This is a genomic window from Enterococcus sp. 9D6_DIV0238, from assembly GCF_002174455.2.
Lineage (GTDB): Bacteria > Bacillota > Bacilli > Lactobacillales > Enterococcaceae > Enterococcus_L > Enterococcus_L dunnyi.
Map to the genome: position 1 here is coordinate 1804258 of NZ_CP147246.1, position 12314 is coordinate 1816571.

A 12314-nucleotide genomic window follows, 5' to 3' on the forward strand; every position below is an offset into this window, starting at 1 on the left:
AACCATAATCAATTATCAATATGCCTACTTGCATACGTGTAGTTATACACAACTTTATTCTAATGTTTGTGCACCAGTGTGTCAACTTAAAAAAGCCCTTTCCTAATCGAAAGAGCTTTGTTCCAATCAAGAAATTAGCTAAGGGAAAAAAACAAACTGTAAAAAAGCAATCACAGCTCTTTTACAGTTTGTTTTTTTCTAGTTTCTATTCTTCATCAAGCGGTAATTCTTCTTGACCTTCTTCTACTTCAACAACGGCTGTACCGTCGCCGATACCATAAGCATCACGTACACGCTTAGAGACTTCTTCAACCATTTCTGGATGCTCAAGCATATAGACTTTCACATTCTCACGGCCTTGTCCGATACGTTCTTCTTTGTAGCTGTACCATGCGCCGCTCTTGTCTATGATATCTTTTTCAACAGCCATATCAAGAAGTTCACCTTCTTGAGAAATCCCTTGACCATACATGATATCAACTTCAGCCACCTTGAATGGTGGTGCAACTTTATTCTTGACTACTTTTATTTTCGTACGGTTACCAACGATATCTGTTCCTTGCTTCAATTGTTCCGCACGTCTTACTTCCAGACGAACAGTCGCATAGAATTTCAACGCACGGCCGCCAGGAGTCGTTTCAGGATTACCAAACATCACTCCGACTTTTTCACGGATTTGGTTGATGAAAATAGCAATCGTCTTCGTCTTGTTGATAGAGCCTGAAAGCTTACGCAATGCTTGTGACATCAAACGTGCCTGCAAACCAACGTGACTTGCACCCATTTCCCCGTCGATTTCCGCACGAGGAACAAGAGCCGCTACTGAGTCGATAACAACAATATCGATCGCGCCACTGGAAACTAAAGCATCCGCGATTTCCAATCCTTGCTCTCCAGTATCTGGTTGTGAAAGTAATAATTCATCGATATTTACGCCTAATTTTTGTGCATATTGCGGATCTAAAGCATGTTCAGCATCGATAAAAGCAGCTGTGCCGCCTTGTTTTTGTACAGAAGCAATCGCATGCAGTGCTACAGTCGTCTTACCTGAGCTCTCTGGTCCGTATACTTCAACGATCCGGCCGCGAGGATAGCCACCGACACCTAATGCAACGTCTAACGCTAATGAACCGCTGGGAATCGTAGAAACCTGCTGGTCTACTTTCTCCCCTAATTTCATTACTGAACCTTTACCAAAGTTCTTTTCGATTTTTTTTAGTGCGGCATCTAAGGCCACTTTACGATCATCTGCCAATCGATAATCCTCCTTATATATAAACGATTTAAGTTCCTTTTCAATAAATATATCATAACTGGTTTATTTAGAAAAAGCAAGAGAAAAACGAACAAACGTTCACCTTTTTTATTTTTACTTATCAACAGCCCTGCGAACCATATCCAAACCTTTCATTACAGCACTTCGACGGATGTACCGTCTGTCTCTGGTAAAATGCTGAAGCTCTGCAATCGTTGGTTTGCCCTTTTCCGCCAATCCAATCCAAACGGTTCCAGCTGGATGTCCTTCCAATTCGTCAGGTCCTGCGACTCCAGTAAATGAAACAGCAAAGTCAGCTCCACTTAATATTCGTGCTTGCTCAGCCATCGCAATGGCACAGAATTCACTCACTACCCCTTCCTTCTCTAATAAAATCGGATCGATCCCTAAGAAAGCCTCTTTCGTCTGCTCAGAATAGGTCACAAATCCTCCTTTAAAAACTTCGGAGACTCCCGGAACATCTCCTAGCGTACTTTGAAAAAGTCCAGCCGTTAAACTTTCAGCTGCGGAGACAGTTTTCCCAGCTTTTTTTAGCTGTTCGACTGTTACTTCTACCAAGCTATTCTCATCCCCATAACCGTAAAAGTAGTCCCCTACTTGCGATAGAATCTTAGCTTCAAGCTGATCCAGCAGCAGTTCTCCTTCTCCATGATCCGCCACTTTTGCTGTCAAACGTAAAGTCACTTCATTCGGCTTAGCATATGGAGCAATAGTCGGGTTACTTTGATGATCGATCAACTCTTTCAATTCTGTGACTAGCTGAGATTCACCGATACCATAGAATCTAAGAACCCTTGATAGTAACTCTTCCTTCTGCGGAAAAAGTTCTTCTAATAGAGGACGGGCGTTTTTCTTAAACATCGGCTTCAATTCATTCGGAGGTCCCGGTAAAAGTAAATATGTCGTATCATTTTCTGTCACTAGCGTTCCTACAGCTAATCCAGCGGGATTTTGAATCGCTCTGCCGCCTTCGATCATTAAGGTTTGCCGTAGATTATTCTCTGTCATCTTATTTTTCGAAAAACTAAAATAGTCGTTCAACTGCTCCAATGCTTGCTCGTCTTGAATCAACGAGTGGTGGATGTGAGCTGCAACAGTATCCTTCGTCAAGTCATCATCGGTCGGTCCTAATCCACCGCATAAAACAATTAAATCACTCCGATCTTGTGCCTGTGTCAACAACTCATCTAATCGTACCGGATTATCGCCTACGACAGTATGATAATAGACTTCGATCCCTAAAACTGCTAATTCTTCTGATAAAAATGTTGCATTCGTATTCACGACTTGTCCTAGTAGTAGCTCTGTACCAACTGCAATGATCTCTGCTTTCATTTTTTTCCCCTTCTCTGTTAAAATACGCAATTCATTCTGTTTTCATTTTAGCATAAGAATTTTTTTTATTGCCGATAAATGTCTTTGTTTTTTATTTATAGTGATATGATTCCAGTCTTATATTTTAAAATATGATACAATTTGTTTATACATAAAAAGGAGGAATAATGAAACTATGAGTGCAATTATTGTTTTAGTAGGTATTTTGGGGATTATTACAGGAAGCGTTTTATCGATCAAAGCAGTCATTCAGCGAAAACAAAAGCAAAAACCATTGATTTTAACTGGTATTAGTCTACTTTTATTTATTGTAGGAATCATTCTAACACCATCTTCACCTACTCTGGAATTTGACGAAGCATCACTTAAAACAAATGACAAAGGAATCGCTACAGTCACAGGGAAAACAAATAAAAACAGCGAGCTTAGTGTAGATGGAGAAGAAATTGCTACCAAAGACGGTTCTTTCAGTTACAAAGTCAACTTAACGAACGATGAAGCTCAAAAAATCACCTTTACAGCCACGCTTGGAGATAAAGAAACAGAAGAAGCTGTCACTGTCATTCCGTCAAAAGAGTTCGTTGCATTTTTGAATAAAGAAAAAAAGGCACAGGATACGATAGAGCAAGCCGAAGCGGCTCTCGCTTTAGCAGAGAAAAATCCAACGCAAAAAAACTATGATGAAGCAGCAACATTAGTCACTTCTCTAACACGAGAGGATCTTACAAAACGCTTAGCGATCGTTAAAGAAAACGTCCCTATTTATGTAGCTGTTGAGCTTGCCGAAACCAAACAAACTAAAGAACAGCTTGATTCTGCCACTGCCTTAGTAGATAAGGCTACATTAAATAAAGATTCTTTATTAAAACGTTTAGAGACTGTTCAACAAAAAATCACTGAAAAAGAGCGCACTGAAAGCTTAATTGCGGCAGCACGAACTGCTGTTGAAAAAGCTGAGCAAGAGCCGACCGATGCACATTATGAGCAGGCTATCACTAGGATCAACGAGTTGCCTAGCGGAAATAAGGATCTAAGTAATCGAGCTAGCGGCGTTAAACGAACACTGGATGCACAAAAAGAAGAAGCAAAAAAAGTTGCTGAAGCGCAGAAAAAAGCAGAGGAGCAAGCCGCTGCTGAAGCACAACAAGCAGCTGCAGCAGCGCAAGCACCAGAAGCACCTGCACCAGACACTCAAGGTGTTCAACAAATGGTTTTAGTTACACCAACTGGAGAAAAATACCATGCACGAAAATGCGGGAATGGCACATACACTCCTGATACATTAGAAAATGCCACAGCACGTGGTTTAACTCCTTGTTCTAAATGTTATTAAAAAAAACACGTCTTTCAAAGCTAGCAGCTTCGAAAGACGTGTTTTACTATTAATGTGTGTATATATAGGCGGAAATCAAATACAAAATCCAAATATGCAGCGGGTAGAAGAAATAGAAGAAATTCCGCATTTCTTTACCTTTCTCACCATTGAATAAGGCAATCGGGATAACCGCAAAAATCATCATCCATTGTGTCGATCCCTGAACAAAGAAAAATACCGCTACCAGGCTAATCAATAAACATTGAAGCCAACGCTGTTTTCTCGCTATGTACATCAGAGGAATCAATAATACTAGGAAGCTATTTTCTGTAAAAAGTAGTGCAGGAATAAAATTGCTAGCCCACACAGCAACAAACATTGTAGCTGTATTTCCCATCAATGCAAACAAAATGAACGATGTCACTATTGGGAATAAAAGTAACACAATACCCAAAATTAATTTGCTGATTTTTTTACCGGAAATCCCCTCTGACAACTTATCAATCCCATACATCATCAAAGCCCCAGTCAAAAGATCTCGAAAAATATTGTTCATTAATTGGACTTCTTCATATCCTACTTTCATTTGTAAAACGTAACTTCCTAAAGCCATAATGATCATTCCAAGGTATAGGCGCAGCATGTATTTTTCTTTGCTTCTCGTGTGACTAAACCCTACAACACTGACAAAAAAGAATAACGTAGCGACTGGTCGACCAAACCAATCTAACCAATTGGGCGCCCCCATCGGCACAAACATTTGATGGATATGATCTATAAACATAAGAATAATTCCTAAAATTTTCAAATCAAACGTTGAAAACCCTCTAAACTTACCTATTTCAAATCGTTCCATTTTTATATCCTCCTTAACTATTCACCTACTACAGTATAAAGGAGAATTTCTCGATACGCCTTGACTTAAACTTTCAATCAACTATCATTTTTGTCATGCTATATTACAAAAAACACTTGGACAAAAGTGATGCATTCTGTCCAAGCCCTAAATCAATATGTTATTGATGCACACTAAATCGTTGTTCGGGATGCGCATTATTTTGAATTTCATCGACCATCGCAATCGCATAATCTGCATAAGAAATATAGCTTTTACCAGCGGCATCTGTTTCTAGTTCTTCACCTGCAGCGACATATTTTCCTGTTTTCGGTCCTTCTGCATCAAACTCAGCAGCTGGGCTGATATAAGTCCAATGAATATTTTTAGCTTCTTTTAGCAAATCCAGTCCTTTGCCCATCGCTGTAGCCAATGGTTTAAATGCTTCTGGGAAGTCTGGTGTTTCACTTAGACGCATCGTATGTGCTTGATCAACGTATAAGCTTCCAGCTCCGCCAACGACTAGTAAACGAGTATTTAGACCTTTCAAGATGTCGATCAAGTGCTGTGTGGAGCCAGTAAATTCACTCACATCGCCCCAAAAGCCTAATGCACTGACTAATACATCAAACTCCTTGATGTCTGATGCTGTTAATTGGTAAACATCTTTTTCAATCACAGGCGTTCCATCTGTGATTTTTTCTTTAGCACGAACAATTGCAGTTACTTCTATCCCTCTTTTTTTCGCTTCTGCTAAAATGGCTGAACCTGCTTTTCCGTTTGCTCCTAAAATTGCTACTTTCATGTTTGTTCTTCCTTTCTTTTAATGAAACTTTTCTTGTTACATTTAATAGTAAAAAGAGAAGAGACCCTTTTGTCTCTTACTGCTTTATTTGATGGATGACATCAGATAACGGAATCTCTTTTAATTCTTTTTCCATACGTTCTTGTACTTTACTGTATTGTTCTTCTAATGCTGCTTGAATATTCGCTCCTACCAGACAATCCGGGTTTGGATTTTGATGGATATTGAATACTTCATGTTCTAATTCCACCGCTTCATAAATGTCATAAAGAGAAATATCTTCCGGTTTCTTCAATAAATAAGTTTGTGTTGCGCCTCTGCTTGTGTGGATCAGCCCGGCTTTTTTCAGCTTGCTCATCAAGCGTCTGACAACTACCGGATTCGTATTTACGCTTGCCGCAATCAGTTCAGAGTTCACTTGATCTGGTGGTCCAATTTCGATCAGGCTTAGGATATGGATCGCAACACTTAATTTTGTCGACATGGCCATGTCTATCACTCCAATTTAAAAGTAACTATTTATGTTACATTTAAAGTTTACTGCGTTTATTATTGAAAGTCAATAATAAAATTCGATTTTTTATTCGGTATATGTCATCAGTGAATGAACAACAGCATCATAGCCTATTTGTTTCATATACGCCAGCATAGTTGGAAGTGGATCTTTTAGTGATAGTTGCTTCTTTTGCTGGATGATTTTCTCAATAAATAAATCACTAAGCAACTCTTGATACAATTTGTTTTGCTGACGGGCATATTGTTTGGCGCGATTGAAGTAGGTTTCTGCTTTTACTAATTGTTGTTGCTCGAGTAGTAATTGTCCCAGATTCAATGATAGATGGATCTTGATATTGTTTTCTTTGGGAAATCCTTCATACTTACCAAACTCGGTAATTGCTCGGTCATACAAGAAAATGGCTTCATCTAGTTCAAAAAGCTGAATAAAATTGTTCAGTCGTCTAAAATCATAAAACAGCCAATTTTCTATTTCAAATAGCACCGGCCGCATATAGTTGGAAATATCTTCTTTTGTCAGGATTGCCGGTAGATCATTTTCGAGCAATGCGAACTGAGAGAGTAAAAACAATTCATAAAATTGGATGCTTTCTTCCTTGTATTCAGCGATTTGTTTCGCAACTTCGGTTAATTCTTCTTTCTGTCTATAATTTTCAGCTTGGATCAATTTTTTATAAAAATAGTCATATTTGCTAGGTAAAAATCCGCGATCAATATAGACAAACTCATCTAACGTCACGGTCAATCGCTCAAGCAATTGCAAGACCTTATCAAAGCTAGGGACATACAGCTGATTTTCAAACCTCGATAAATTTGAACGGCTCATGATCCCTTTACACAAAGCAGCCTGACTAAAACCGCGCGATTTTCTTATCATTTTGAGTGTTTTGCCATATTGAATCATCATATCCTCCTTTTTGTGCGTATACGCAACAAAAAATCCGGTTCATTTTTTCTTATGATACCATACTTAAAAATCATACGGAGGTCTTTATGATCAAAAAAATGACGATTCAGGTGCGAACGATTCTTTTGGGAACACTATTCACTCGTATCACTTTTTTTATGAGCACCCCTTTTTTAGCAATCTATTTGTCTAATAGCTGTCAATTTTCAGCTGTTGAAATCGGCTATATCCTTAGCATCAGCCCCTTGATAAGTGTTTTGTGCAGCCCGATCGGAGGTTATTTATCCGATAAAATCAAATTTCAGACGTTCCTGATTTATACGGCGATTTTCTGGGGGACTATTTTTATTGGATTTTTCTTTGCTTCAACGGTTCCTCAATTTTTATTTCTCAATGCTTTAAATGGCTTTTGCTATGTTATTTTCGAACCAACAGCTAAGCGAACATTATCTCTTTTTTCCCTGCCTGAAGAACGCTTATCTATCTACAATTTCAGATATGCTTCAATCAATATTGGTGCTTTTTTAGGCCCTTTATTGCATTCACTATTCACTGACGATTCTTCACTTTTTTCTTATTTGGTTCTTGGCGGAAGCTACATTGTTTATGGAGTTCTTCTATTCATTACGATGCGTAAAGAACCGCCAGCTTTTAAACGGAAAATCAGCGATTGTAAAAGGACGCAAAAGAACGATCCCTTTTCTATTTATGCCTATATTTTCCTGTTGCTAGGAGTGACATTTTCTTATTTTGGCTATGCACAATTCAATTCGACTGTTCCTCAATTTTTCAATATGCGTTCTTTGTTTCCATCAGGAGCTTCCTTATATAGCGCTATGCTGATGATCAATGCCGCTTTGATCTTATTATTGCAAGTGCCGATCATTAGATGTACTAAACGTATTTCTTCTTTCGCTACAATAATCATTAGCAATATGATGTTTGCCTGCAGTCTTTTTTTACTCCCTAGGGCAACTGATCTTCTAGTATTTTTTATGGTTGCCTTATCCTATAGTTTAGGAGAATTATTTTTAGGTGTCAGATTTGATTATCTAGTTGATCAGCTTGCTCCAAAAGGAAAAAAGGGATTTTATTTTGGGTTAGCTGAAATACCGAAGCTTGGAAATACATTCGGTCCAATCATTGGCGCTTATTTGATACAAGCTTTCTCTATGACTGAACCACACAAGGTATTTTTTACTCTTGCATTGATTACTTTAAGTGGTAGTTTCTTTATTAAAATGAGTGCACGAAAGTCCAAATAAAGTGAAAACACTCTGTCTACTCTGCGTTTAAAGAGTTGAGACAGAACGTTCTCACTTATTTTCGATGATTTATTCAGCCACGATTTGCTTGCTGCTGCCATCCATCTGTTCAAAGGTTACAGTAAAGGTATCTGTTGCTGCATCATAAATGATTCCTTCACTTTGACTTACGATTTTGCTGTAATTTTTAGGCAGTTTCAAGGTCATTGTTTTGGTTGTTTGAGTCGGATCTGAGAATACATAGGTTTGTTGATTGCCAGACGTTTTTTTCAACAGTGAGACTGCTTTATCTGAAGTGATCCCGGCAATGCTGCTGCCTGTTTCTTTCCAGATATTGACACCCAAATAATTTTCCTGTGGTAATTCTACTGCTTGGACTTCTGCAGTATTTGCTAAAATATTTACTGGTTTTTCTGCTGCATAAGCTTTTAGACCTGCTTCGTCTATTCCCGGCAATGTCGCGTAGGCATAGCTTTCATCTACGGGATTTTTCCCATGATCGATCACAAATTTACGATAATCCCCTGTGTACTGCTCGTTATTAGGAAATGCTTCATTGATTTGTGCATAACTACCTGTACGTGTTTCACTGATGACATTGACTGCTGTTTCTTTCGGGAAATAATAGCCTACGCTGGCGTTTTGATGGTCCGACTGTAGTAAGAGCCATTGTTTAGTACTTACTTCGCTGGCTTGTTCGATTGCGCTATTATTGGAAATTACTTTGTACGTGTAATTATCATTCAACAGACGATTATCTACGATCGTTTCAATAGATGCAGTCGTATCACCTTTGATTCCTGCACCTAACGCAACGATTTGTCCGTCAACGATAAACCAAGATTTTTTAGCTTGAAGGTTCATCGGTAGGAGGGTGCCATTATTTTTGGTACCAGTCTTGTTCAGTGCCATTCCGACTGTTGCTAGACCTTCAAAATCCACGCCGCCGACCCATTTTTCTTTCGATGTCACAGTTGTAAAAGCAGAGACTTCATCTGCCAGTGCTACTGTATCTACTGTTGTTCCCGGTAAACGATAAGGATCGACTGTCGGCCAGTAGGCAGAATTAAATTGAACCTCATCATCGTTATATAAATACATCATCCCGTCAGCCGTATGCCAGCCGCGTTTATTTTCTTTATTTCCAGCTTCAAAAGAAGAGATTCGACTAGAATATAATCCCAAGCCCATCATGTAGTCGGGTGTTCTTTGAACAAAACGATCCATCGAAGCATACATTTTTGTTCCAATAAATGGTAATGTATCTCCAATAATCCCAGAATTATCCAACAATGTCATCGTCATTTGCAGGTCATTAAAATCTCTCGCATTTGTTAAATAATAGTCTGGATTTTCCTTGATCCAGTATTTAGCCGCTTCCTGAAATTTCTTCTGATACTCTGTTGGGGCAAATTTAGAGACGATCAATAAATTGTAAATCGTAGTTGAGCCATAGCCGACTTTAGTTTTTGCTGGTGCTCTTGAGATTGAGCGGCCATTGACAGTTGGCAGCATCTCGCCTTTATAGATCAACGGAAGAAATGCTCTGTCGACGTTTTCAACAAACTCGTTTACGATTTCTGGTGCCATTTCAAAGCTGGATTCTTTTGTGATCGCTAAGATTTGTCCGACACCTTTTATCAAAACATTCCCATATGAGCCTGTATATGGAATATTACTATGCTGAATAAATGAGCCGTCCTTATAAAAGCCGTCCCCTTTTGTGACTAATTTAAAGACATCGATGATACTGCTGGAGGCTTGCGTGATCTTGCCTTCATTTTTCTGTAAGATCCCTAATCCTAAAACAGTTAGAGCCAGATCGGTCCGATTCGCTCCAGAAGTCACGAAGTTTGGAATAAAGGCTAGATCGACAAATGTTCCTTGTGTTTTAGTGTACAGTTGTTTGAATGGATCTGGTACATAACCGCTTATCGCAGCGGTATATTGCTGTAATTTTTCTTCTGGCACATTATCCCCTAAAATCATCAACGTACTGATAAACTTTTGCGGGATGCCAACTTGCCAATCCCACCAATTGCCATGATATTTTTTCCCATCGTAGCCTTTTTTAGTGACCATAAAATCCAAGCCATCGATGATTGCGGCTTCAACTGTCTTATCTTGGTACATCGGACTGCCTTTTGTGCCGTATGCCAGCGCTAGCTTTTGCAGTTTGATGAATTGTGTACTTAGATCTGCTGACGCTGTATTTCCTTGTTCCAACGGCCAAAGATACGTGCGGTCTGCTGATTTGTTCATCGTTTGATATAATTCAGCAGCCTCTTCAGACAATGTTTGAACGTACTTGACTAGCGTCGGATTAGTTTCATCATACTGGTCAGAGACAAGCTGATTTCTCCATTTTTCTTTCAGCTGCGCATATTCGGCAGAACGATCGACTACGGGAATACTACCTACTTTGCCGCTTCGCATAGATAGAACCGTCAATTTTGATAAATTCCCGAACATCCGAATCCCCGGATATCCTTCCCAGTCACCGTCAATAGCAGACCCATTTGGATAAACGATGCCATTATTCTCATAGAAGAGCTGATTATTTAAAAAAGCTTTTATACTTTTCCCTTCATAACGAAGCATCAGCTTATATTGTTGACCAGTACTCAGTTTAGGTCCGGGAATATTAGCGATCCATTTTCCGCCTGGTTGACCTAGCTGCCATTGTCCGTCACGATTATAGGCAAATGACTGCCATTTACTTGAATTCTGCGTATCTCCGCGAAATACAAGTCCGAAATTCGCCTGTCCTTCATATAAAAAGGTATACTCAAGATCCCCAGACGTTTGCTTACCAGCACTCAAGTTTAGTGAAACGGACTCTAAGCTGGTGCCTTGCTTTGTATTTGAAATCATTAATCCACTACTGTTGTTACTTTTGTCCGCTTTACCTACCATATCCTGCCATGTTCCTAATTGATTAGGAAAATCTGATGTGTATGCCGGCGGTTCCGCCTGAATTACATTTGCTCCTTCCTCTGCCAAACCAATCTTAGAAAAACCATAGAGCCCACTAAAAATAGCAAATGAGCACCCAACTGCAAACAAAACTTTCTTACCTGTTTTCATTACTTTATACCCTCCTTAGCAAACATTACGTCTGCTTTATTATAACCAAACAACCCGTTATTCCTTACAATAAAATAATTTATTGATAAAAAGCAAGCGTTTTCATTTTTTCGGGAGAAAAAGAGTGAAGAACAAACTGTCTCTACACTCTAATACTCATTTTTATTTATGGCTGCTTTCCGATATAGGCTAAAATACCGCCATCCACATATAAAATATGGCCATTTACAAAATCAGAAGCACTAGATGCTAGGAATACAGCTGGGCCAGCAAGGTCTTCCGGCGTGCCCCAACGCGCTGCTGGAGTTCGGCCAACGATAAACTGATCAAAAGGATGACGTTCCCCATTTTCCTGTGTTTCTCTCAGCGGTGCCGTTTGCGGTGTTGCAATATAGCCTGGACCGATCCCGTTACATTGGATGTTGTATTGCCCGTATTCGGACGCAATATTTTTCGTCAGCATTTTCAATCCGCCCTTAGCCGCAGCATAGGCACTGACCGTTTCACGGCCAAGCTCACTCATCATTGAACAAATATTGATGATCTTACCGCCGCCTTTTTCGATCATATCAGGAATAACTGCTTTGGCCATAATAAACGGTGCATTCAAATCGACATCAACGACTTGTCTGAATTCTTCTGCAGACATATCGATCATCGGAATCCGTTTGATGATCCCGGCATTATTGACCAATATATCGATCGAACCAACTTCTTCTTTGATTTTCTGCACTGTTTTTTGAACAGCTGCTTCATCGGTCACATCACAAGCATACCCTTTCGCTTCGATCCCAGCTTCTTGATAAAGTTTCATCGCCTGATCCACAGACTCTTGCGATAAATTATTGAACACAATGGTTGCTCCGGCTGTAGCTAATGATTTAGCGATTTCAAAGCCGATGCCATGCACTGCACCTGTCACTAGAGCAACTTTTCCATTTAGTTGAAATTGTTCCATCGTGAATGTCATCTG

General features: G+C 39.4%; 10 protein-coding genes. 2 read left to right on the top strand and 8 right to left on the bottom strand.

Annotated features, from left to right (window positions below):
* Nucleotides 1-205: 205 nt before the first annotated feature.
* Together recA and A5889_RS08445 are read right to left on the bottom strand one after the other, a co-directional pair.
* On the bottom strand, nucleotides 206-1255 hold the full coding sequence (recA, locus tag A5889_RS08440) for a recombinase RecA (protein WP_087640540.1): 1050 nt from the start codon (nucleotides 1253-1255) through the stop codon (nucleotides 206-208).
* Between the two features lie 114 nt (nucleotides 1256-1369).
* Entirely contained in the window at nucleotides 1370-2611 is a 1242-nt protein-coding gene (locus tag A5889_RS08445) for a competence/damage-inducible protein A (protein WP_087640539.1), read from the bottom strand.
* Between the two features lie 175 nt (nucleotides 2612-2786).
* Here A5889_RS08445 and A5889_RS08450 point away from each other — a divergent pair, with 175 nt between their 5' ends.
* Nucleotides 2787-3944: a hypothetical protein gene (locus A5889_RS08450; protein WP_087640538.1), complete on the top strand. Its 1158-nt coding sequence runs from the start codon at nucleotides 2787-2789 to the stop codon at nucleotides 3942-3944.
* A 49-nt stretch (nucleotides 3945-3993) separates the two neighbouring features.
* Here A5889_RS08450 and A5889_RS08455 read toward each other — a convergent pair whose 3' ends face one another.
* From A5889_RS08455 to A5889_RS08470, 4 genes are all read right to left on the bottom strand, one after another.
* Nucleotides 3994-4782, bottom strand: a complete 789-nt coding sequence (locus A5889_RS08455) for a TraX family protein (RefSeq protein ID WP_087640537.1) — start codon at nucleotides 4780-4782, stop codon at nucleotides 3994-3996.
* 160 nt (nucleotides 4783-4942) lie between these two features.
* The gene (locus tag A5889_RS08460; protein WP_087640536.1) at nucleotides 4943-5566 is read right to left on the bottom strand and encodes an NAD(P)-dependent oxidoreductase; all 624 of its coding nucleotides are present in this window, start codon (nucleotides 5564-5566) and stop codon (nucleotides 4943-4945) included.
* A gap of 76 nt (nucleotides 5567-5642) precedes the next feature.
* Entirely contained in the window at nucleotides 5643-6056 is a 414-nt protein-coding gene (locus tag A5889_RS08465; protein ID WP_087640535.1) for an Rrf2 family transcriptional regulator, read from the bottom strand.
* A 90-nt stretch (nucleotides 6057-6146) separates the two neighbouring features.
* Nucleotides 6147-6986: a helix-turn-helix domain-containing protein gene (locus A5889_RS08470; protein WP_176372810.1), complete on the bottom strand. Its 840-nt coding sequence runs from the start codon at nucleotides 6984-6986 to the stop codon at nucleotides 6147-6149.
* 89 nt (nucleotides 6987-7075) lie between these two features.
* Here A5889_RS08470 and A5889_RS08475 point away from each other — a divergent pair, with 89 nt between their 5' ends.
* A complete protein-coding gene (locus A5889_RS08475) occupies nucleotides 7076-8254 on the top strand; it encodes an MFS transporter (RefSeq protein WP_087640533.1) in 1179 nt (392 codons plus the stop codon).
* A gap of 69 nt (nucleotides 8255-8323) precedes the next feature.
* Here the strand turns inward: A5889_RS08475 and A5889_RS08480 are convergent, their stop codons facing one another.
* A complete protein-coding gene (locus A5889_RS08480) occupies nucleotides 8324-11341 on the bottom strand; it encodes a polysaccharide lyase 8 family protein (RefSeq protein ID WP_087640532.1) in 3018 nt (1005 codons plus the stop codon).
* Between the two features lie 166 nt (nucleotides 11342-11507).
* A complete protein-coding gene (locus tag A5889_RS08485) occupies nucleotides 11508-12311 on the bottom strand; it encodes a gluconate 5-dehydrogenase (protein ID WP_087640531.1) in 804 nt (267 codons plus the stop codon).
* Nucleotides 12312-12314 lie beyond the last annotated feature (3 nt).